Genomic DNA, 22,928 nt, shown 5'->3' on the forward strand with positions numbered 1-22,928 from the left:
CAAAAACTTAATAGTTAAAATGTTATGATCACTTTAGCTTCAGAAATACCTGAAAAGGGAATCTCTTTTTCTACTGTTACTGTCCTCTTCCCCTTTCCTACCGGTTTGGGCTCCCGCTGTTTCCACTCCAATACGATCCCATCTTCTCCTATTGCAGCAAGCTTGCCTTCTACGGTTTCTCCCGAAGCTATTGTTACGCTTAATTTTCGTCCTATATTCTTATTGTACTGCCTTTGATGTACCAAAGGCTCTGTGGCTCCCGGAGAGGTCACCTCCAACGAAAAATCAACCTCCTCCCTGTCGAGTCCGCCCTCGACAGCCCTGCTCACTGATATACAATCGTTGAGAGACACTCCCTCATCTCCGTCTATTACTATCTTGATCTGGTTGTCTACCGAAACGGCAAGGCTAATCAGAAAAAGTGAATCTCTTTCCTCCAGAGCTTCTTCAAGAAGATTTTTTACTCTTTCCTTCAACATCGATAATCTTTATAAAAAGAGGGGACTCAAGTCCCCTCCAAAAAAATTTCTCTTTTTCAACGGCGCAAATATACGACTTTTGATTTACAAACAACAATTGAAAGCCAATAAATTACCGTATAAAATGCAGATACAAAAAGAAAACATTTCAAGACTTTCCATTTTTCAATGAATTCCTATCTTAGCGAAAAACTTTAGAGTCATGGAAAAACATCGATGTGGCTGGTGTGTGGGCGACCCTCTTTACGAAAAATATCACGACTGTGAATGGGGCGTTCCCGTATACGATGACACGAAGCTATTCGAATTTCTCATACTCGAAACTTTTCAGGCCGGTTTGAGCTGGATTACTATTCTGCGTAAGCGGGAAAACTTTAGAAAAGCTTTAGACTGTTTCGATTATCGAAAAATAGCACTCTACAGAGAAGACAAGATTCAAGAACTCCTGAACGACAAGGGCATTATACGCAACAAGCTAAAGATACATGCAACAGTGAGCAACGCCCTTGCTTTTATCGAGGTACAGAAGGAATTTGGAAGTTTCAGCAATTACATCTGGGGTTTTACCAACGGTAAACCCATCCAAAACAACCTTTCCGATTACCGCAATACTCCTGCCAACACTCCCCTTTCAGACCGCATCAGCAAGGATATGAAAAAAAGAGGCTTTAAATTTGTGGGCACTACTGTAATCTACGCACATATGCAGGCCACAGGAATGGTAAACGACCACGAAGTAGATTGTTTTCGCCATCTCGAAGTACAGCAGTAACAGGTGTAACTCTTATCGCAAATCTCCACTTTCTTTAGCCAGCATGCTGACAAAAGTTTTTCGAGGTATTTCCCTCGCCCCTAGACTGGCCAAGTGTGCTGTATACACCTGACAATCTACGAGCTTGTATTTTTTCTTCTTCAGCTTTTCGACTAGAGTGATAAATCCCACTTTCGAGGCATTGCTCACCTTAGAAAACATACTTTCCCCACAGAAGATATGTCCTAGATCTATACCGTACAGGCCACCTACCAGCTCCTCTTCCTGCCAAACCTCTACCGATACCGCAACACCCAATTCATGAAGCTTGATATAAGCCTCTTTCATTTCGTCGGTAATCCAGGTTCCGCTCTGTCCTTTCCTGTTTATGTTGGCACAATGTGCAATCACTTCGGGGAAGTTGTGGTTAAAGGTTACCTCAAAACGACGGCGTTTTAACAGCTGTTTCATACTTGAAGACACTCTGAGCTCTTCCGGAAAAAGTACCATACGCGGATCCGGACTCCACCACAAAACAGGATCTCCCTCTGCAAACCACGGAAAAATACCGCAGCGGTAAGCGAGTAACAACCTTTCGGGAGACAGATCGCCACCAAGGGCCAAAAGCCCGTCTTCTGCAGCTAAAGCTACAGGAGGAAACACTAATTCCTTATCGAGCAAATACATAGAAAATGTACTAAAAACACATCAATTTAATAAAAAGACATTTTATGTTTTGATTTTAATTTTATTTTACACATATTTGTCTCTGTCTTTGTGAACATTTATTTTTCATCATTGCTTTTTGAGTTTATCACAAAGGCAAACCTAAAACCACAACATTAAGTCCCGATTCAACCATCGGGACTTTTTTATGTGCAAAAACAAGCTATTCTATCGCTTATTGCGAATAGGCGACCTGGCCATCTTTTAAAATCAAGTAACATACCACAACAAGCAAACCCGTTTGGAGTGATCTGTGTACCTAGTAGAGCGGTCACCAAATCGACTCCTTCGGTCGACTCCTCGTGATAATGGGATGACGAGGAGACGAGGTGATAAGGAGACTGGGAGAAATCACTACGAACTACAAACTAATCAACTACAATACGTCAGAACCGGAGATCTCTCGACAAGCTCGGGATTGGGATCTTTGGCGTCATTCACTAAATTGCCATCTTTTTTAAAATGGCAAATCGTCGTGCTCTTCCTCGTTAAAATCGGTTGCAGGTTCAAAAGCATCGGAAGGGGGCACAGGGGGCATTCCTGGAGCAGCTTGTTCGGTTTGTAAATTTTCTATACGCCAGCCCTGTATCGAATTGAAGTACTTGGTCTCTCCCTGCGGATTTACCCATTCTCTACCCCTGAGATTTATCCCTATTTTTACCGGTTGCCCTACCTGAAAATTGTTGAGTAAATCGCATTTATCTTGAATAAACTCTACTAAAATATGTTGAGGGTACTGTTCTTCTGTGGTTACTACTACCTCTCTTTTCCTAAAACCGTTACTTCCATAAGTTTTGGTTTCATCAATCAGTTTAATTCTTCCTTGAACTTCCATAAATACTATTCTTTATCGTTATTTCACTCGTTTAATTACACTTTATCTGAACTATTTTTCTACATCTGCGACATCAAGGTCAAAATCAGCTTGCCCGTACCGCGGTGCCAAAAGTAATTTCCATGCAGAGAGTACATCCTCAGCTCTGAGAAATTCGCGAGCCCTCTCGTGTATTCGATTTTCGTCGTCCGAGCTCAGTAAACCTCTAATTTCTACCGATTCTTTTACAAATTCCAGAATATCCTTTTCTTCAGGCAGAGCTTCTATATTTCCGAGCATTCCCAAATCGTTTCCTGTAAGTACTTCACTTCGCCTTATATGGTCGGGTATCTTATCTACCCCTATCCCCAGTGAAGAAAGCGGTTTAGGTATTTCAAAAAAACCACTTCTGGCTCTGGAATAAAAGCTCCCCCCGGCTCTGGATACCAAATCTATCTCATATTGATCTATATACCCTTCATCGTTCAGCACTTTTTCACTGATATGCATTTTCACCACCTCACAAATCACGAGGTTTCCCGCACCTCCTCCGGTTCCTAAGGCTACTATATCATTTACCCTACATTCGAACTGTACGGGCGATTCTGCAACCCGGAATGGTCTTACCAAGTCTGAAGGCAACATGCTGAGCCCCGATTTTACAAATTCATTCACTCCTTCGGCGTATTCTGTACTCGACAGCGATGCCTGATGAACCAGATCGTAATTCACCACATTGATTACCACCTCTCCAATCCTTTTCACATTTTCAAGAGTGTGTTTTGTGGTGTTGTCTCTCACCCTCCTACTCGGCGAAAAAATCAGCACAGGCGGATTGGAACCGAACACATTAAAAAAACTAAAAGGAGATAAATTGGGAACCCCTTTTTCGTTAATTGTACTGGCAAAAGCGATGGGTCTCGGCGCAACAGCACCGAGCAACAAAGCGTGAAACTTTGCTGGTGAGATATCTGTGGGCGCTATCGAATACATACTTCTCTCTATAAAAAACAAAAGTAATTAAACATTGAGAGAAATAAAATCTTTACTATCCTTAGAATCGTTTTTTCTCTAAACAAGGCCTGTATCTCCGATATAGAGGTACTTTAGCTAGGTGCTGAGACAGAAGCAGACTCGGAACAAGCTAATACAGACTAAAAAATTTTAAAACCACTTCAAAACAATAAATTCTTCGCTTTTCCTTTATATTTACGGACTTATCCACAATATAGATGACATCTAAAAGTAGAAACATCACCAAATGGATACTGATTGGCACTTCGATGCTGATAGTCTCTTTAATCCTTTGGAACACCTATGCTTTTTTTCAGCGTTTCAAGGAGGAAGAACGGATCAAGATGAAAATTTGGGCAGCCGCCCAAGCCGAATTGCTGCAAACTTCCGATTTGGAAAAAGATTTGGGCGATTTACCGCTACAAATACTCACCAACAACACCAGTACTCCCATGATACTGGTAAATATCAACGGTATTATCACTCCGAGTAATATGGACGAAAACATCATTAGTGACCCGGAGGAGATTCAGCGCAAAATACGAGAGTTCTCCAGACAAAATGATCCGCTGGACATCAGTTATAAAAACGAGAAAATCGCCATGCTGTATTACGGGAACTCTGAGGTGTTGACCAAGCTCAAATATTACCCTATTGCCCTGATTCTTATCATCATTCTCTTTATCGCTGTCATCCTCTTGTTTTATCAAACCTCGAGAATCTCAGATCAAAACAAGTTGTGGGCAGGTATGGCCAAGGAAACGGCACATCAGATTGGAACTCCCCTCTCTTCTCTGGTGGGTTGGTCGGAGATTCTAAAAAGTCAAGACGCCGATCCGGCTATTCTCGGAGAAATCGAAAAAGACATCATTAGACTGCAGATTATCACCGACCGTTTCTCTAAGATAGGCTCTACTCCGGTACTCTCCACCCTCGATGTAGTAGAAGAAGTGAGAACGACATTCGAATATCTCAGAGAACGCAGTTCGAAGCTGGTTTCTTTCGAACTCATAATTCCCGATCGTCAGATTATGGTCAATATCAATCCTCAACTCTTTAGCTGGACCATAGAAAATCTCGTAAAAAATGCCATTGACGCCATGAAGGGAAAAGGGAATTTAAAAATGGAAATAAAGGACGCAGGAAAACAGGTGCTTCTCCTAGTGAGCGACACCGGAAAGGGAATTCCGAAAAATTTTCACAAAACCATTTTTTCTCCGGGTTACACTACCAAAAGAAGAGGCTGGGGCTTGGGATTATCGCTGGTACAGCGTATTATAGAAGATTATCACGAAGGAAAGGTAAGGGTATTACACTCCGACCTAGGCAAGGGAACAACCATGCAAATCACGCTAAAAACAGTTTTTTAACGTTAAGTAAAAAAACAAAACCACCAAACCATGTCTTTATCTGAAAAACGCGTTGTCATCAAAGAAGCTGCACTCACCAACAACTGCCCGGTATGTTATAACGACTCTGGATTGTTGCTTGTATTTTATCAAAAACACATCGAAACTTCCTGGTATAAAAAAATCACCGGAGAGGTGAACAGTGATCTACAGTGTAAAAAATGTAAGTCGACCATCTACCCAGTAAAATGGACCGAAGACATAGAGCGAGTTATCGACTATTACACCAAGACCATAATTCCCGAAAAACGTCGTTTTCGACTCACTAAAAAATCGTATTATATCGCCGGTATCCTCTTCGTACTCATCGGAAGTCTATTGGCACTCTATTATTCCGGGTATTACGAGGAGTTTTTTACAGCTGCTCCCTAATCTTTGCAGCGAGCTCTCTAAACTCATCGTCTGTCATAGACACCTTGTGCTGAAAGTTGATGTCTCTCATCTCATTAAGCGGTATGAGATGTACGTGTACATGAGGCACCTCGAGCCCTACAACTGCCATCCCCACTCTTTTACAAGGCACAGCCTTTTCTAGGGCTATCCCTATCTTTCTGGAAAAAGCCATAAGTCCGAGATAGCTCTCTTCGTCGAGATCCAGCAACTTGTCTGTCTCTTTTTTGGGAATACAAAGAGTATGCCCTTTAGCGTTGGGATTAATATCCAGAAACGCAAAATAATTCTCGTCTTCCGCTATTTTATAGCTGGGGATCTCTCCCTTGATAATACTGGTAAAAACACTGCCCATAACCGATGCTGCTTTATTGATTACTACTCCGGCTCTGGTGCGACACAGACTTTTCGGACTGTGCTGCACCGGAAGCCTTGTGGAGCTTTTTTCTCGTTCCGCCTAATGTAGCGGTTGATACTGATAAAAATAAAAAATCCTTTTTTGAACCCGGTCAAAAAAGGACTTGTTTTTCAGAAAAAAAACAGCCCTATTCTCTGCTGATCTCCAGGATTTCAAATTTCAGCGTTCCGTTGGGGACCTGGATTTCGGCTATATCGCCAACTTCTTTTCCCAACAATCCCTTTCCTATGGGCGAACTCACCGAGATTTTGCCGCTTTTGAGATCGGCTTCGCTCTCGGCTACCAAGGTATATTTCATTTCCATACCGTTGGCCTGATTTTTTATTTTTACTGTCGACAGCACCAACACTTTGGAGGTGTCCAGCTTTGACTCGTCTATAAGTCTGGCATTGGACAGCAATTCTTCCATTTTGGAAATTTTCATTTCGAGCAAACCCTGAGCTTCTTTGGCAGCATCATACTCTGCATTCTCAGACAAATCTCCCTTGTCCCTAGCTTCAGCAATAGCTTGAGAAGCCTTGGGTCTCTCCACATTTTTCAGCTGGTCCAGCTCTTCTCTGAGCTTCTTTAGTCCTTCAGCTGTGTAATAAGATACCTTACTCATAACTTCAAAATTTTAAATACAAAAAAATCCCCTTCTAAAGAGGATTCATAGCAAATATACAAAATTTTAATCACCGAGGATATTTAAATGCAGGGAAGTCGGAGACCTCAAAATATTCCCGGTAAACGGCATGGAATATTCGAAAGGAAGAACAAACGAGCGGATTGCGAACACCGCACCAGTTTGATATACCTGCCTATTAATTGTTGTACACCCTTACCGTGCTACCGGTCACCTGTGTTTGATAAAACAACAAATCGTAAGTGCGTTCTTCGCCGTCCTCGGGACGGTTGATCATCTGACCGTTAAACAAGTTGTACTCATAATCGTCGCAAGGACAAACGCAGTTGGTGCCTCCCTTGATTTCCATAGTAGAACAGTCGTTGGGTGAATGGTTGGGGCAACTGGCTTCCCAGGCGTAATACTCGGCACCGGTATTGATGACAAATATCCCTCTGAGCCCTACTCCCTCATTGGCTATATGTACGGCATTACCAGGGGTATTAAGACCGTTGTAGAGCGGGAGGTTCAGATTGATATCGTAGCTGAATTCTAATTCTACAAGATAGGGGTTTCGCTCTCTGTTATCGTCACTACAAGAAGTGAAAAGAAATATAGCAAAAAAACTGAGGACTGAGATAAAGAGTTTCACCGATTACTGATTTAAAATTATGGAAAACGATTTGGCATTCTACGGTAAAGTTACGGTCTTTTTGCAAATCAGTAGATAATGTTTGCAAAAAACAGTATAAACCAAAGGGCGATAACTGTAATTTGTCTCTCAGTTAAAAACAAAATACAGCCATCGCCCTCTGTGCTTTACGGCTATAACTACCTTATATTTTAAGGTTTAGACCAACTAAGAAATTAATCCCGGCCTGAGGATAGTAGTAGGGAGATAAAGGATCGTACATAAATCCGTTAGATTCGTATTTCTCATCCAAAATATTATTAACCAATCCACTAATGGTAACCGACTTAAAGAACGCCACATCTTTCAGCTCATACGACACATTGATGTCGTTTATAAAATAGTCGGAAAGCGCCGCCACTTCTCTACCGGTATTGTCCATATACTGTTTTCCAACATACTTCGACAACAGCGACAGTTGCAAATTGTCTACTGGGCTAAATACAATGGCATTTCCCGCTATAACTCCAGGAGAAAAAGAAATCTCTGTATTTCCCATTTTCTCCACCCCTCCAGCTGTTTCGTTCACATAGTCTATATTGCGATTGTCGCTCAGTGCAATGTTGGGCCGTATTGTCCAGCGGTCGGAAATTATTACCGTTGCATCTACTTCCAGTCCGATCCTGTAGCTATCACCGCTGTTCCGGCGTATAGGGGCACCCACATCGTCGAGCTCGCCGGTAAGTACTAGCTGATCTTTATAGCGCATATAGTAAGCGTTTGCATTGAGTTTGACATTGCTAGACAAATACCTCCATCCCAGCTCAAAGTCGTTTAGGTATTCCGGTTTAGGATTTCCTCCTTTGTAGTCACTCCTGTTGGGTTCTCTTCCCGCTCTACCATAAGAGAAATAAAGATTATTCCCTGGACTAAAAGTATAAGTGACTCCAGCCTTAGGATTGAAAAAATTAAAAGTATCATCTACCAGACCAGTTTCTTCTCCGTTGGCTTCATATCCGATACCGCGATATTGTATATCTCCAAATAGGTTCCAGCGATCGGTCAGTTTGTAATTTACCTTGGCAAAAACATTGGCATCGGCTTTCAGAGAGTTGTCGTCGTAATACCGGTCTCTGATCTCACTCTGCGAAGCATATCTCGCCCAAATAATTTCACCGAAATGATCTCCTTCATACTTATTCCAAGCTCCTCCTACTACTACATCAAGTGATTCGTCTTCGTAGTGAGCCGAAAAGGTGGTTCCATAAAAATCATTGTCTAACCACTCTCTGCCAATCAGGTCGGTGGTATTTATAGTGCTTCCCCCTACAACAACAGGTGTCAAACCGTAATCGGCAAAATCTTGATCCTGTCCGTATTGCTCAAAATAGCCTCTTCCATAGGTGTAGTGAAGCGCCAGGTTGGTACTCCAGCGATCAGACCATCGCTGATTCCAGTGCAACTGGGCGTGGTCTTGTTTGTAATCGTCTACCTCATTGTCGTAAAAGCGGATATTGCCGTCGTCGTCGGTGTACTGTCCGGCAGAATTGTACCGCCTATTGGTTTTCATAGTCTCCGCATCGATACCGTTCCACGACTGATAGGTGGTTTCGTGCCCACCGAATACCAAGGCCTTTACTAGCGTATTCCCATCAACATAAGCTCCTTGTAAAAAATACGATTTTAAATCGGACGAAGCCCTGTCGACATAACCGTCGGAACGGAGTACGGAAAGACGTCCGGAAACTTCAAAATGATCGTTTAGTTTTCCAGTAGTAAACTTCAGGGTGTGTTTCCTGGTGTTAAAGCTACCGAAGGAATTGGCAATTTCCCCTCCGGCTTCTTCGGCTACAGCATCGGTAAGCAGATTCAGACTGGCGCCAAATGCACCCGCTCCGTTGGTTGAGGTTCCCACACCTCGCTGCAACTGCATATTCTCTACCGAAGAGGCAAAGTCGGGCATATTTACCCAAAAGCTTCCGTGTGATTCCGAATCGTTAAAGGGAATACCGTTTATGGTAACATTTACCCGAGTAGCATCGCTACCCCGCACTCTGATTCCGGTATATCCAATACCGGCTCCGGCATCAGAGGTAGTGACCACAGAGGGCAAATAATTCATAAGTGAAGGAATATCTTGCCCCAGGTTTCTCGAAGCGATATCTGTCTTAGACAAATTGCTAAAGGTTACCGGGTTCTGAGCAGTGACCCTCACGGCAGATACCAGCACCTCATCGAGAGCCACAGAATCGGATACAACGGTATCCCTCACCTTTGATTCTTGTGATAAAACACATTGTCCGCCAAGTACTGACAAGGCAACAGCCGCAAGTTTGCGACTTTTGGACACACAAAACAACTTTTTCATTCGCAACAAATTTTGCACGAATAAAAAGGGGTCATTATTCTTTGGTTAAAATTAGATTACTCCCAGACCGAGGAATCGGATTATTGTCAATTCCCAAGCGCAGCTCCGTACTGGTTAGTCTGTCCGATCGCTCAGTGGTTCAGCTCTCCTACTCGCCGGCAAGTAGGTTTACCAAAATGTCCACTGGACATTTTCTTAACGCCTGGAATTTTGACAACCCGCCAACTGGTTATCACATCAAAAACGTCCTTCTGACATTCTCCTGTGATCGGGTTGCCCCCCGCCAGCTGGCCCCTTCGCTAAAAATGTCCACTGGACATTTTCTTAACGCTCGGTCCTCCCTAAACAGCATTACCTGTTCGAGGTTCTATGGGTATGATCTCAGCTCGCTCCTGTACTGTTCAACAGTCAGTGTTTAAGCACCCCTTTTGAGATATATGAGCCGCAAAGCTACGAGCTAAAAATATATTTCCCTTGTTTTTTCCTCTTTTTTTTCACGAGAATATCAGATGGTTTTCAAAACCTTTATTAAAATCTTTTTTATGCTGTCGTTACGAACTGATTGTTAATGTATTCCTTATTTTTGTACCATGAATACGAAGAAAAGCACTATTACTTATAAGGTATTGCTCAGCTATATCGCCCTTGCCATTATTATCGCTGCAGTGGGATGGTTTGTCTATGCCGAGTTTCAAATCTTCACCAAACACCAAAACAGCAATGCTTTTGAAAGCAAGAAGCTGCTTATCACCAGTTCGCTAGTAGCTCATTTATATCAAACAGAAAGCCTCGCCAGGATAACCCTTCAATCGTCCTCCTCTAGAAATTTTAATGCCTTTATGGACGAAACCACCATCTTGTATGGAGAGATAGACTCGCTCAAGCCACTGATCGACAATGAGAGTCAGGTAGAATTGCTGGACAGTGTCAAGATATTGTTAGACAAAAAAGTGGATAATATCAAAGAGCTCAGAGCACTTAAACAAAGGGATGAAACCGATGTGTCCCTCGAAAAAGCAATAGCTCAGATTACACAGATGCAATCGTCTAACCAAGATCTCGGCATTGAAGACTTTGTAGTAAACCCGGATAGTTTACAGGATTTTCAGAAAAGTGCCATCCAAAGTCTGGTAGACCTTTTGAACGAGAATATCCCCGTCGATACTGCCAGCAGGGAAAATCGGGAAAGAATTGCAGATTCTGTACTCAATGCATCGAAAGAACTCTTAAAAGACCTAAAAATCAAGACGACCAATATCAAGAAGTCGCTCACTGCCAAGGAAGACGAGCTACTGCGAGACGATATTACCATTTCGCAACAACTTCGCGAAATACTGTCGTCTTTTGAAGGAGAGATTATCAACACCAACAATGCCCTGAGCCAACAACGAGACCTCGCGCTTAAAAAAACCATTCGGGTGATTACCGTAGCTGCCGTTTTGGGGTTGTTGCTCACCATTCTCTTTTCTTACCTCATATTAAACGATTTCTGGAAGAGCCAATCATATCGGAAGCAACTGGAAAATGCCAAAAACACCACAGAACAACTACTGAAAAACCGAGAACAACTCATCTACACGGTAGGCCACGACCTCCGCACTCCCCTGAGCACCATTATAGGATATACTGACCTACTGCACAATTCGGATATCAGCGCCAAACAAGAACAGTATGTCTCTAGAGTAAAAAACGCCTCTGGCTATGTGAGAAATCTTGTAGACGACCTTCTCGACTACAACAAACTGGAGGCGGGAAAAATAAAAATCGAAAACACCTTGTTCTCTCTAGAGAACATTATTTCGGACACTGCTGAAGAAAGCGGCTCACTCTACCCCAACAAGAACATAGCACTTATCATAGCGATAGAACCCCGTCTGAGAACACTGCTCATGGGCGACCCTTTTCGCATCAAGCAGATTTTGACCAATCTCATCGGTAACGCCTATAAATTTACCGAAAGCGGACATATTAAAATTAAGGCAGAAGTACTGGAAAAATTTAACACCACCTACAGAGTACGTATAAGTGTAGAAGATACAGGAATCGGAATCAGAAAAGACAAACAAGAAGTCATCTTTAACGAATTTACACAGGCGGAAAGCGCCATAGAAAAAAAATACGGAGGTACCGGACTCGGACTCACCATCTCCCGAAAACTGGCATCACTTTTAGGTGGATCGCTTGAATTGAAGAGCTGGGAAGGCAAGGGAAGTGTATTCACGCTGAAGATTCCCCTTCAAATCCCCTCAGAAAATAACAGTACTCCAATAGAAGACAAGGTTGCAATTCCACAACTTCCCAAAATCATAAAGGCCATTTTGATCGACGACGACGAGTCGGTACTTAGCTTGACCGCAGAGATTCTCAAACAACAATCTTGTGAAGTACACGATTTCACCAAAGCTTCTGAAGCCTTGGAATACTTAAGTGACAAAGACGATTACGATGTGATATTGACAGACATACAAATGCCAGATCTAAACGGCTTTCAGTTTCTCGAGGCCTTGCAAAAAGCTGGCAAATCGGACGAAAACAAGCCGGTGATTGCCATTACAGGCAGAGCCGACCTCAACCGGGAAGAATATCGAAATGCCGGGTTCTCTGAAGTACTGCAGAAGCCCTTTGCCCCCGGTACTCTTATCGCTTGCATTTCTAAAGCGCTGAAACAGGATATTTCTACACCATCTCCCGACATAAAAACAACCACTGCTCAGACCATTCTCACTGAGGGTAATACTTCTCTCTATAATCTGACCCCATTGAAACAGTTATTGCAATTCGACGAAGAAGCTCTCCGAGAAATTCTGCAGACCTTTGTTGAAAGCACGGAAAAGAATGAGAAAACCATAAGCGAGCAGTTCAGACATAAAGACAAAGAAGGCATTCAGCAAACTGCACACAAGATGAGTCCCATGTTCAAACAAATAGAAGCTCACGAAACTGCATCCTTACTAGAAAAGCTGGAGCATCATATAGACGATATTCCAGAAGCTGAGCTGGAATTACTCTTAGGTACATTACAGCGTCAGCTTGCGGAAATTACAGAACAGATAACGGACAAATACCTGTAACGTCTACGGTTTACAACTCGATATTGTAAAGCTTGAGCTTGTTGTACAGGGTTTTCCTATTCATTTTTAAGAGTTCTGCCGCTCTACTCTTGTTGTTGTTAGTTTCCTTAAGCGCGTTGAGAATCATATTTTTCTCGTTTTTCGTTTTAAAGAAATTGTAGTCCACCCTTTGGTTTTCTTCTTGGAATATCTCTTGGGGAAGTGCTTCTTTGAGAATGTAGTCGGAAGCGGTGAGCAGCGTTGCTCTTTTAATCACGTTCTGTAGTTCGCGAATATTTCCCGGCCAACTGTAATTCTCAAAGGCCTCTGCCACCTCAGGAGAAAAGCCCAAAACACTTTTGCCGAGCTGTCGATTGGCGAGTTCCAAAAAATGTTCAGCAAAAAGCATTAAATCCTCTTTTCGATCGGAAAGCCCCGGCACATTGATAGAAAACTCATTGAGTCTGTGAAACAAATCTTCCCTAAAGGTTCCTTTTCTCACTGCGGCTTGCAGGTCTTCATTGGTGGCTGTTATGAGTCGAATATCTACCTGTATCTCCTTATTGCTCCCTATTCGTTTTACCTTTCTTTCCTGAAGAGCTCTAAGCAGCTGAATCTGGTTTTCGTAGGAGAGGTTTCCCACCTCGTCCAAAAAAATAGTTCCTCCGTTAGCGGCTTCAAAATGGCCTATTTTATCGTTAACCGCTCCTGTAAACGAGCCTTTTACATGCCCAAAAAACTCGCTGGCTGCAATTTCTTTGGGGATGGCTCCACAGTCTACAGCAATAAAATTCTTATCCCTCCTAGCGCTTTTGTCGTGTATACTCTTGGCTACAACCTCCTTACCGGTACCACTCTCTCCAACGATAAGCACCGACATATCGGTGGGCCCCACTAGATTTATATACTCGTTGAGTTTTCGAGAAGCCACACTCGTACCAGTCACAAACTTCTGTCCTTGCGCAGGCGAGGTCAGATTCTTTTTCGAAGACTGTTCCTTAGGCTCAGATTGAGGTATTTCAACGCCGGACAAGGCCTTGTTGATAATGATGAGTACTTCATCGGGATTAAAAGGCTTTGAAATATAGTCGAATGCCCCTTTTTTCATCGCCTTAACCGCAGTGTTGATATCTGCATAACCCGTCATCAACACCACAGGAGTTTCAGGAAAATCCTCCTTAATCTCCCCCAACAGATCGAGTCCGTCGTAATTGGGAAGGCGTAAATCTGTTATCACCAAGTCGAAGGATTGCTTCGATATTTTGTCTTTGGCTTCGGCTGCTGAAAAACTGGTAGAGACTTCGTGCCCGTTTTTTGCAAGAAATTTTTCCAGCACCTTGCAAAAGGTCACATCGTCTTCTATAATAAGTATTTTGGGCATTAATTTTTTATTTAGCGTTAAGTCAAATACTGTATTTCTCTATAAATATACGCTTTATATCTGGAAACAGTAAAGCAGCTTTATTTTTTTGCAAAATTACAAGTCTCGACAATTATTACGCTAAAAAGAGTGTTTTTTTAGAAGAATAAATACAGCTTAGATTATTGCCGAATAGCCCTAAATACAGGAAAGTGTAATGAAACAGATTATTGTCTAACAATTTCAAAAGAAAAGAGACTGCAAATGCAGCCTCTTTTACTAACCAACCTAATCTTGGACACAAAATACTTTTGTATCCACTCACCGTTTTTTTCAGCATACTTATATGCTTCGATTATATTTTATATAGACCACTTTGCGCAGTGTGCTAACCTTCATCTTTTGTCACGGTATAAGAAATAACAATGCCATTCCCCGCTCATGTTCAAAAAATAAATTTAATTTACTGTAAATCAGCATTTCAATATCAAAAAACAAAAACATTACAGCCCCTATTGTGTAAGGGAAAATGTATAAAATTGTAACGACTGAGTAAACTTTACACACTTAACACCATTTTGTTTCTCGTTTCGAGATAGGCGTAAAAAAGAACAGACCTCCTAAACTGTGGAGATCTGTCCGCTAATCTGAACGCAATCAGACTAAACTTGAAAATATATAAAATGTAAAATAAGGGACTTGTTATTTCGGCATCCACTCTCCAGATTCGCTAGCGTACAATGACACAGCTGTTCCGTCTATGTCTACCTCAAGTTTGTACTCGTTGTTGTCGTTTACAGAAGCTTTGTCAAGAATTGCATTCCGATAATCTAATGCCAAGGCATTTTTTACTGGCTGAGGAAGCTCACTGGCAGAAATCTCAGTGTACTCTTCCTGCAGTACAACATCCATAATCCCATCGTGAAAGATTGGAACTGTGGCATTGATTGCTGTTAAACTTCCCAGAGCTAATACTGATGTAAAAACCAACTTTTTCATAATACCATTTTTTAAACTAACTTTTGTCACGCTTGGTATTATGAAAAAATAATGCCTTGAAAGAGATTTTGAAAACAAAAAAACACAACACACTAAAAAACAGATATTTAAATAATATCTATTCTAAAAACAGTCCTAGAATTCATGTGTAATTTTAAAAAGTATACACATAGGTTGTATAAGGTTTACCCAAATACTACTCACTAAAAACGCTGCGTTCTCATTTATTTTCTAACTTGATGTGCCCGTTTGAGCAGGTCGTTGACTGTTTTGACTGGATTAAAGGTGGTAAGTGGTACCTCTACAAAAACCGAATTCCAAAACGCCATTCCTCCATTCCACAATCCCGGACGTTCCAACGCCTTCAACTCTTTACCCTCAGTAGTTTTTTCTACTATAAACGCCTGTCGTTCGTCTACATAATCTGGCAGATTGAACTCCTCTCCCTTGTAATTTCTAATTCCACATACTATATCTACCGGATTGAAATGCGTAGCCCCATTCATAATTTTCAGCTGTCGGCGATTTCCTAAATCAATCTGTGCCGACTCTATAATCTGTAGCGACACATTGCCATCTTCGTCCTTAATCCAGAAAGGCCCTCCTCCGGGATCTCCTTCATTGCGCACCATACCGCATACCCTCAATGGACGATTCAATTTTTCCATCAGATGCTCAATCTGATACTGCCGAGTGTACTTGTAAAAGTCGGGAGCGGTATAGGTGTTGAGTTCTTCGTGAAGAAAGGCTCTTATCTCCAAAATTTGCGTCTCGCTAATCTCGGTTTCTTCCAACATTTTAGCGTATTTGAATATCCGTTGCTGATAATGAAGTAGTATTCCCGCCAACATTTTCTTATACTCTGCCATTTCGTATTTGTAGCGGTATACCACCACATTATCAATATTTTTAATAAATACGATATCCGCCCTCTGATCGTTCAGGTTTTCTATCAGTGCGCCGTGCCCCGAAGGACGAAGTAATAAGCTACCGTCTTCTTTGCGGAAAGGTTTGTCGTCGGGAGTCACAGCTATGGTATCGGTAGAGGCTTTCTGAAAGGAGAAATCCACATCAAAATCAACTCCGGTCTTTTCTCTTACACTGCGGATAATACTATTAAACGCCTCGTCAAACTTGCTAAAGTGTTCTGGAGAAATCGTAAAATGGAGTCGTGCTCTTCCCCTAGAGACATTGTAAAGTGCCGCCTCGTACAAATGCTCTTCAAAAGCGGTAGCAGCGTGGGTGCTGTATTTGTGAAACGGCAGCAAGCCTTTGGGATAAGAGCCCATATCAAAACCCTCCTCCGACAGCATTTCACGAACGAAGAGATATTTCTGCCTATCGTCGGGAAAGTGTTCAAAATCCGCATACCTTTCTTCGAGAGCCTTCACAACATCCTCATAGAACGGAAGTTTCTCTACGCCCACAAAAAAGGTTTGCATATCCTGTCCGTTCTTTCTGTTTACGTATGTATTAAAGGTTTCCCGCTCTGGATTAAATCCGTCCAAAAATCGAAACAAAGCCTTAAACATTCGAGTAGCTGCACCCGAAGCCGGGACAAATTTCATAATATCTAAAGCCTCTCTCTGTTCTTCGTACAACGAGATATAGTACTGTCTCTGAGATTCAGATACCGGAATAACTCCGTTGTGCAAGGTAGCCGAACGCAAGAGGTTGACATAGGGTATTCCTTCTTTAAAAGTCTCTATCTGTCGGAGTATCTCTTCCGGATTAATTTCCTTTTCTTCGAGCAGTTCCAAATCTTTTTCCGTAAGCATAGTGGTTGTCAGTGTTACGATTAAATCTATATGGATATATATTGGAATATCATTTACAACGATGAAATATGAGCAATAGCTTGTTTCAAGCGTTCTTGTCTATCTCCTTTCAAAACGACATAAGGCAACTTATATTTTACAAGAGCTTGTCGAAAACACTCAAACATTTCGAGACGCTCACCCGGTTTGTCTCTCAGATCATCTTCTTCCCAGGGGACATCAATATAAGTCAAAAAGTACAATGTGTATCTATTCTGCAATGCAAATTTCTCAATAAGGGAATCGCAATACCCGTAATACACCTCCGAATACACCTTGAGCTCTAGCAAATTAGTATCGCAAAAAAGCAGTTTATCGGCCTTGCTCCCTCTATCATTTTCAAGTTTCATCTGTCCGATAGCTATGGGCAACATATCTTCCGGAGTGCAGGTTTTCCGCTCGCGATCCCATTTGTCTTGCAGGTATTCACGCATATATTCTGGCACCCATTCTGTTTTGTAAAAAGATGCCAATTGTCTTGCTAGTGTGGTCTTCCCCGTAGATTCCGGACCGACCATCACTATCTTAACAAGCGCTCCGGATTTTTGTTCAAGTTTTTCTTCCATGCTAAATATCCGTATACGGCAACAACTGTAAACAAAGCGTATTGCAGCGATGTAAACACCAAGCCCTTATACATATAGAGCGGTATCGAAATGAGATCTCCTATAATCCAATACGTCCAGTTTTCAAGTTTTTTACGAGCCATAAGCCACATCCCTACAAAGAAAATAGCAGTTGTCAGCGTATCGACATAGGATGCCCAACTGTCTAGACGGCCGGAAAACCAATATATTCCAAAAACAAAGACTATAGCTAGCACAAACAATACTACCGACCATAATTTTTCCTTAGTTGTAGTACGTGTTACAGGGATAAAATGTGTGTCGTCTACCTTGCGAGTCCAAACGTACCACCCGTAGATACTCATAGAAAAATAATATGCATTGATCAGCATATCGCCCAACAAGCCATACACCCAAAGGATATACACAAAGATGGCTGTACTCACTATTCCGGTTGGATATACCAGTATATTTTCCCGCTTTGAGTATACCACACTCAAGAAGCCGAATATCACGGCTATTATTTCCAGTACAGTGAGATGTAGGGGCACCCCGTCGTACTGGGCAAAAATCCAATCAAAAATGTGGCTCATAATCGCTTCGATCCGATTTTACAATTTTCATATACAGCAAGCCACGCTCTACCAGCTCAAAGGCTTCCTTGATCTCTGAAGTCAACAGCGTCATAACCTTGTCGTAATCTCCGTACACCTGTGTACTCAACGGGTTTTCCAATACTGTGAGTCCGGAGGCTCTGAGTTTTTTAATAAAGTGAATAATCGCATCTTCATACTCGTCCTGTAGTGGAGTCAAGGTCAATTCAACCGAAATGTTCATAACTAATCATTAATTTTTAGTGTTCTATCGGGCAGTAAACCAGACAAAACGAATTACAATAATACATCTTATACCGAAGCTTCTCTCAGAGCATAAGCACAAGTAAAACCTTCAAACTCGAGAAACGATATGCGGTATTTCCGAAGCCGATCTCTGTAGTGTATCCACGATGTGGTCTCTTTTTCTTCCAAAAGAAAAGGAATGACCTTGGTGTGATCTTTAAAACTCATACCCTTTACAGCAAAAATCTTGTACAGGCTCTCTTTGGCACACCATATTACCGTCAGTTTCCTGACGATGTCTTCTTCGGTCAGATAACTGTACTCATAGTCTATAAATTTATCTGCGATAAGTGTTATTTTTTCACGCTGTTTCTCAATGTCTATCCCTACCGGAACACTGCTGATAATCACTGCGGAAAATTCGAAAGAATGCGTTATAGAGATGTGTTTACCATCGGTCAAGTGAGGTTTTCCGTTGAGGTCGTAGTAAAGATCTTTAGCCTCGTAACCCGCTTCCTTAAGCAAGTGTCGCACACTGAGAAACCCTCTGCGATGGATATCGGACTTCATTGAATTCACCCGTTGCAGGCATCTCGGGGTGGGATGTATATTTTGCAGTAACTCCTCGTAGCTCTCTTCTATTTTCCAAATCCGTATCGAGGTATCTTCACTTACTGTTATCGTCTTGTACAGCGGCATAAAAATCCAATTCTGAAAGCCCTTAGGCTCTACATTAACCAACTCATATCGAGTTCAAAGCCAAAAAATTTGCAAAACAAACTATAGGCTTCTATATTTTACATAGATAAAGTTATTCCTTAACTTTGCACCCTCTTTTTCTTCAACAGAAAGAAGAGGACAAATCGCTAAAAAAACAAATATACGATTATGAATACAAAAACAGCACCCTACACTGCATATAAAGTGAAGGACATTTCACTGGCCGAATGGGGAAGGAAAGAAATAGAGTTGGCAGAAGCCGAAATGCCCGGTTTGATGTCACTCCGCAGAGAATACGCAGACGAACACCCCCTGAAAGGAGCTCGTATTGCCGGGTGTTTGCACATGACCATACAAACTGCAGTACTCATAGAAACCCTGGTAGCCTTAGGAGCCGAGGTGAGCTGGAGTTCTTGTAATATCTTCTCTACTCAAGACCATGCCGCTGCCGCTATAGCCGCTGCAGGTATCCCCGTATACGCGTGGAAAGGAATGAATGAAGAGGAGTTTAACTGGTGTATAGAACAAACGCTTTTCTTCGGAGAAGATCGCAAGCCGCTCAATATGATTTTGGACGATGGGGGTGACCTTACTAACATGGTACTCGATGAGTATCCCGATCTCGTATCCGGCATCAAAGGACTTTCTGAAGAGACCACTACCGGAGTACACCGACTGTACGAGCGCATGAAAAACGGAACACTTCCTATGCCTGCCATAAACGTAAACGACTCGGTGACCAAATCGAAATTTGACAACAAATACGGATGTCGAGAAAGCGCAGTAGATGCCATAAGACGGGCTACTGATGTTATGCTTGCCGGAAAACGCGTAGTAGTGTGTGGATACGGTGATGTAGGCAAGGGAACTGCTGCATCTTTCAGAGGCGCCGGAGCCATAGTAACCGTAACAGAAATAGACCCTATCTGTGCGCTGCAGGCAGCGATGGACGGCTACGAAGTTAAGCGCTTGGAAAACGTAGTTAGTAAGGCTGATATCGTGATTACCACTACCGGAAACAAAGACATAGTAACAGGGCGTCATTTCGAAGCCATGAAAGACAAGACCATAGTGTGCAATATCGGACATTTTGACAATGAGATCGATGTGGCTTGGTTGAACAAAAATCACGGGGCTTCTAAGGTGAATATCAAACCTCAGGTAGACAAATACACCGTAAACGGCAGTGACATCATACTGCTCGCCGAAGGCCGACTGGTAAACCTGGGCTGCGCTACCGGTCACCCGAGTTTTGTGATGAGTAACTCCTTTACCAATCAGACCTTGGCGCAGATAGAATTGTGGAACCACAGCGACAAGTATAAAAACGAGGTGTATATGCTGCCCAAACACCTGGATGAAAAAGTGGCTAGACTCCACCTTGAAAAAATCGGAGTAGAGTTGGAAACACTCAGCGAAGAACAAGCAAAATACATAGGTGTTACGGTAGAGGGACCATTCAAACCGGAATACTACCGATATTAACAGACATACAGGAACAAAACGCAGCTTATCGGATTGTTCCAGATGACACTCCATCAAAAAAGGCTGTTTCCACATCGATGGGGCAGCCTTAAATTTTAGCCGTATTTATGGCTTGGGAAAAACCTATTCCTTATTTTAGCACAAAACACAGATATGAAGATTATTTCCTATAACGTCAACGGAATCAGAGCTGCGATAAACAAGGGATTTTTCGACTGGCTGCAAAGTGCCAACCCGGATGTGTTGTGCATTCAGGAGACCAAGGCCATGAAAGAACAATTAGACCTTTCTCTTTTTGAAAAAGCCGGATACCCCTATCACTACTGGTTTAGCGCCCAAAAGAAGGGTTATAGCGGTGTGGCTATACTGTCTAAAACAGAGCCCGATCACGTAGAATACGGTACAGGTATCGATTATATGGATGCCGAAGGCCGGAACCTCCGCGCCGATTTTAAGGGAGTGTCTGTAATGAGCCTATACCTACCCTCCGGAACCAATATCGAACGTCTGGAGCACAAACTGCAGTATATGGCCGATTTTCAGGAGTATATAGACCAACTGAAACAGGAAAAGCCTAATCTGGTCATCTCCGGCGATTACAATATCTGTCACCGTGCCATCGATATTCACGACCCTGTGAGAAATGCCAAAGTATCTGGTTTCCTTCCCGTAGAGCGAGAGTGGATAGACAATTTTATCAACAGAGGATTCATCGACAGTTTCCGGTATTTCAATCAGGAGCCCCATCAGTATTCGTGGTGGAGCTATCGTGCCAATGCCCGCGCCAACAACAAGGGATGGCGTATCGACTATAATATGGTGAGCCAAGCCCTGCAAGAAAAACTAAAAAGAGCACTTATACTGCCCGAGGCAAAGCACAGCGATCATTGCCCTATTGTAGTAGAACTGGACGTTTAATCTATAATTCCGGAGGAACAAACTACCTTATAACTCTTGTTCTCCAATTTAACTCCGCACCCGACAGAGAAACACATCCTTTTTTAGTACTTTTGACCGGCATAGAAGGCACTGCCTTCGCAATTTCAATACTGAATCTATGAGTGAAATAAGACATAACTGGACCGAAGAAGAAATACTCGACATATACAACAAACCTTTGATGGAGCTGCTATACGAAGCTGCTACCGTACACCGAAAATACCACGACCCCAATACAGTACAGGTATCTACCCTACTATCTATTAAAACCGGAGGCTGTCCGGAAGATTGCGGATACTGCCCACAGGCTGCACGCTATCATACTAATGTAGAAGGCAACGACCTGATGAGTGTACAACAGGTAAAAGCCCAGGCCCTTCGCGCCAAATCGGCCGGAAGTTCGAGAGTGTGTATGGGAGCCGCATGGCGAAATGTAAAAGACGGACCGGAATTTGACGAGGTACTCGAAATGGTGCGCACCATCAACAAATTGGATATGGAAGTTTGCTGTACCCTCGGTATGATTACCGAAAATCAAGCCAAACGCTTGGCTGAGGCCGGACTGTACGCCTACAACCACAATCTCGATACCTCAGAAGAATACTATAAAGAGGTTATCTCTACCCGCGGATATGAGGACCGACTGCAAACTATAGACAATGTGCGCAAGACCAATGTTACTGTGTGTAGCGGAGGGATAATAGGTATGGGAGAAAAGCTGAAAGACCGAGCGGGAATGCTGGTCGCCCTTTCCACACTAAACCCACAGCCGGAATCGGTACCCATCAATGCGCTTGTGGCGGTAGACGGTACTCCCATGGAAGACCAAGAGCCTGTCGAAATATGGGAAATGGTTCGTATGGTAGCCACTACCCGTATCGTAATGCCCGAAACTCAGGTGCGACTCTCCGCAGGACGTACCAATATGAGTCGTGAAGGACAAGCGATGTGCTTCTTTGCCGGAGCTAATTCCATCTTTGCGGGAGATAAGCTGTTGACTACCCCCAATCCGGATGTGAATGAAGATATGGAGATGTTTAGAACTCTCGGACTGAACCCTCAAAAGCCCTTTACCAAAAAAGTACAACCCCAAACAGTGGAAGCGGAAAACTCTGCGTATACCGCTCTAGATGAGCGCCCTAAATGGAGTAGACCGGGGCACACTATAGAGCGCAACGAACTGGCGAGACAAAAAAACAAATAATTATTACAAACTTCTCAAAAAATTATTAGATTTGCATCCCGTTTCAAGCCTCGGTGGCGGAATTGGTAGACCTGCCTTTGCCGGCAGGCAGGCGCGCCGGAGAAAAAATTTGACGTTATGTTCTATGTCTACGCAATATCGAGTTTGAAGAGATATTACATCTATGTAGGCATGACACAGAACCTAGAAGAAAGGTTCAACAGACATAACACAGGACGTGAAAAGACAACGAGGCCATACGCTCCTTTCGAATTAATTTATTGGGAAGAAGCTAAAACGAGATTAGATGCAAGAAAGTTGGAAAAATACTGGAAGTCTGGCTCTGGCAAGGAAAAATTAAAAATA

23 protein-coding genes are annotated in these 22,928 nt (G+C 42.6%); 8 read left to right on the forward strand and 15 right to left on the reverse strand.

Translation table 11 applies throughout. The features are described from left to right. Positions 1 to 14 precede the first annotated feature (14 nt). The gene (rimP, locus tag ACYZZR_RS08580; RefSeq protein ID WP_461533592.1) at positions 15 to 479 is read right to left on the reverse strand and encodes a ribosome assembly cofactor RimP; all 465 of its coding nucleotides are present in this window, start codon (positions 477 to 479) and stop codon (positions 15 to 17) included. A 202-nt stretch (positions 480 to 681) separates the two neighbouring features. Between rimP and ACYZZR_RS08585 the strand changes: the two genes are divergently transcribed. Continuing rightward, positions 682 to 1,251, forward strand: a complete 570-nt coding sequence (locus tag ACYZZR_RS08585) for a DNA-3-methyladenine glycosylase I (RefSeq protein WP_461533593.1) — start codon at positions 682 to 684, stop codon at positions 1,249 to 1,251. 12 nt (positions 1,252 to 1,263) lie between these two features. Here the strand turns inward: ACYZZR_RS08585 and aat are convergent, their stop codons facing one another. The 3 genes from aat to ACYZZR_RS08600 all read right to left on the reverse strand — a co-directional run bounded on the left by aat (position 1,264) and on the right by ACYZZR_RS08600 (position 3,763). Further along, positions 1,264 to 1,917 carry a leucyl/phenylalanyl-tRNA--protein transferase gene (gene aat / locus ACYZZR_RS08590; protein WP_461533594.1) on the reverse strand — a complete coding sequence of 218 codons (654 nt, stop codon included), beginning with the start codon at positions 1,915 to 1,917 and terminating at the stop codon, positions 1,264 to 1,266. Between the two features lie 496 nt (positions 1,918 to 2,413). After that, the gene (locus ACYZZR_RS08595; protein ID WP_461533595.1) at positions 2,414 to 2,791 is read right to left on the reverse strand and encodes a DUF3127 domain-containing protein; all 378 of its coding nucleotides are present in this window, start codon (positions 2,789 to 2,791) and stop codon (positions 2,414 to 2,416) included. 51 nt (positions 2,792 to 2,842) lie between these two features. Then, positions 2,843 to 3,763: a flavin reductase family protein gene (locus ACYZZR_RS08600; RefSeq protein ID WP_461533596.1), complete on the reverse strand. Its 921-nt coding sequence runs from the start codon at positions 3,761 to 3,763 to the stop codon at positions 2,843 to 2,845. Positions 3,764 to 4,002: 239 nt separating this feature from the next. On the opposite strand from ACYZZR_RS08600, the gene ACYZZR_RS08605 reads away from it, so the two are divergent. Both ACYZZR_RS08605 and ACYZZR_RS08610 read left to right on the forward strand, forming a co-directional pair. Then, complete coding sequence (locus ACYZZR_RS08605) at positions 4,003 to 5,154, forward strand: sensor histidine kinase (RefSeq protein ID WP_461533597.1); 1,152 nt, start codon at positions 4,003 to 4,005, stop codon at positions 5,152 to 5,154. Between the two features lie 30 nt (positions 5,155 to 5,184). Further along, on the forward strand, positions 5,185 to 5,565 hold the full coding sequence (locus tag ACYZZR_RS08610) for a hypothetical protein (protein ID WP_461533598.1): 381 nt from the start codon (positions 5,185 to 5,187) through the stop codon (positions 5,563 to 5,565). On the opposite strand, the gene ACYZZR_RS08615 is transcribed toward ACYZZR_RS08610, so the two are convergent. From ACYZZR_RS08615 to ACYZZR_RS08630, 4 genes are all read right to left on the reverse strand, one after another. Continuing rightward, positions 5,549 to 5,938, reverse strand: a complete 390-nt coding sequence (locus ACYZZR_RS08615) for an HIT family protein (RefSeq protein WP_461533615.1) — start codon at positions 5,936 to 5,938, stop codon at positions 5,549 to 5,551. The two genes, ACYZZR_RS08610 and ACYZZR_RS08615, sit on opposite strands and share 17 nt — an antisense overlap. Before the next feature lie 190 nt (positions 5,939 to 6,128). Continuing rightward, the gene (gene greA / locus ACYZZR_RS08620; RefSeq protein WP_461533599.1) at positions 6,129 to 6,605 is read right to left on the reverse strand and encodes a transcription elongation factor GreA; all 477 of its coding nucleotides are present in this window, start codon (positions 6,603 to 6,605) and stop codon (positions 6,129 to 6,131) included. A gap of 199 nt (positions 6,606 to 6,804) precedes the next feature. Then, positions 6,805 to 7,257 carry a Rieske (2Fe-2S) protein gene (locus ACYZZR_RS08625; RefSeq protein ID WP_461533600.1) on the reverse strand — a complete coding sequence of 151 codons (453 nt, stop codon included), beginning with the start codon at positions 7,255 to 7,257 and terminating at the stop codon, positions 6,805 to 6,807. A gap of 184 nt (positions 7,258 to 7,441) precedes the next feature. Further along, entirely contained in the window at positions 7,442 to 9,604 is a 2,163-nt protein-coding gene (locus tag ACYZZR_RS08630) for a TonB-dependent receptor (protein ID WP_461533601.1), read from the reverse strand. A gap of 590 nt (positions 9,605 to 10,194) precedes the next feature. Between ACYZZR_RS08630 and ACYZZR_RS08635 the strand changes: the two genes are divergently transcribed. Beyond that, positions 10,195 to 12,675: a hybrid sensor histidine kinase/response regulator gene (locus tag ACYZZR_RS08635; protein ID WP_461533602.1), complete on the forward strand. Its 2,481-nt coding sequence runs from the start codon at positions 10,195 to 10,197 to the stop codon at positions 12,673 to 12,675. A gap of 10 nt (positions 12,676 to 12,685) precedes the next feature. On the opposite strand, the gene ACYZZR_RS08640 is transcribed toward ACYZZR_RS08635, so the two are convergent. The 7 genes from ACYZZR_RS08640 to ACYZZR_RS08670 form a co-directional block, all read right to left on the reverse strand. After that, a complete protein-coding gene (locus ACYZZR_RS08640; RefSeq protein ID WP_461533603.1) occupies positions 12,686 to 14,035 on the reverse strand; it encodes a sigma-54-dependent transcriptional regulator in 1,350 nt (449 codons plus the stop codon). 681 nt (positions 14,036 to 14,716) lie between these two features. Further along, entirely contained in the window at positions 14,717 to 15,013 is a 297-nt protein-coding gene (locus ACYZZR_RS08645) for a hypothetical protein (protein WP_461533604.1), read from the reverse strand. 224 nt (positions 15,014 to 15,237) lie between these two features. Then, a complete protein-coding gene (locus tag ACYZZR_RS08650) occupies positions 15,238 to 16,791 on the reverse strand; it encodes a DUF4301 family protein (RefSeq protein WP_461533605.1) in 1,554 nt (517 codons plus the stop codon). Positions 16,792 to 16,844: 53 nt separating this feature from the next. After that, positions 16,845 to 17,396 carry an AAA family ATPase gene (locus tag ACYZZR_RS08655; RefSeq protein WP_461533606.1) on the reverse strand — a complete coding sequence of 184 codons (552 nt, stop codon included), beginning with the start codon at positions 17,394 to 17,396 and terminating at the stop codon, positions 16,845 to 16,847. After that, entirely contained in the window at positions 17,351 to 17,989 is a 639-nt protein-coding gene (gene pnuC / locus ACYZZR_RS08660; protein ID WP_461533607.1) for a nicotinamide riboside transporter PnuC, read from the reverse strand. Before pnuC ends, ACYZZR_RS08655 begins: the two co-directional genes overlap by 46 nt. Next, positions 17,973 to 18,233 (reverse strand): thiamine-binding protein, encoded by a 261-nt coding sequence (locus ACYZZR_RS08665; protein WP_461533608.1) that lies wholly within the window; start codon positions 18,231 to 18,233, stop codon positions 17,973 to 17,975. Before ACYZZR_RS08665 ends, pnuC begins: the two co-directional genes overlap by 17 nt. Positions 18,234 to 18,301: 68 nt before the next feature. Continuing rightward, a complete protein-coding gene (locus tag ACYZZR_RS08670) occupies positions 18,302 to 18,934 on the reverse strand; it encodes a 4'-phosphopantetheinyl transferase family protein (RefSeq protein WP_461533609.1) in 633 nt (210 codons plus the stop codon). 189 nt (positions 18,935 to 19,123) lie between these two features. On the opposite strand from ACYZZR_RS08670, the gene ahcY reads away from it, so the two are divergent. The 4 genes from ahcY to ACYZZR_RS08690 form a co-directional block, all read left to right on the forward strand. Further along, positions 19,124 to 20,440 (forward strand): adenosylhomocysteinase, encoded by a 1,317-nt coding sequence (gene ahcY, locus ACYZZR_RS08675; RefSeq protein ID WP_461533610.1) that lies wholly within the window; start codon positions 19,124 to 19,126, stop codon positions 20,438 to 20,440. 153 nt (positions 20,441 to 20,593) lie between these two features. Then, positions 20,594 to 21,358, forward strand: a complete 765-nt coding sequence (locus ACYZZR_RS08680; RefSeq protein ID WP_461533611.1) for an exodeoxyribonuclease III — start codon at positions 20,594 to 20,596, stop codon at positions 21,356 to 21,358. A gap of 139 nt (positions 21,359 to 21,497) precedes the next feature. Next, positions 21,498 to 22,583 carry a biotin synthase BioB gene (bioB, locus tag ACYZZR_RS08685; protein ID WP_461533612.1) on the forward strand — a complete coding sequence of 362 codons (1,086 nt, stop codon included), beginning with the start codon at positions 21,498 to 21,500 and terminating at the stop codon, positions 22,581 to 22,583. A gap of 117 nt (positions 22,584 to 22,700) precedes the next feature. Further along, positions 22,701 to 22,928: GIY-YIG nuclease family protein (locus ACYZZR_RS08690; protein WP_461533613.1), on the forward strand; the 228-nt coding region annotated here is incomplete at its 3' end.

It is taken from the genome of Sinomicrobium sp. (genome assembly GCA_029266035.1).
Lineage (GTDB): Bacteria > Bacteroidota > Bacteroidia > Flavobacteriales > Flavobacteriaceae > Sinomicrobium.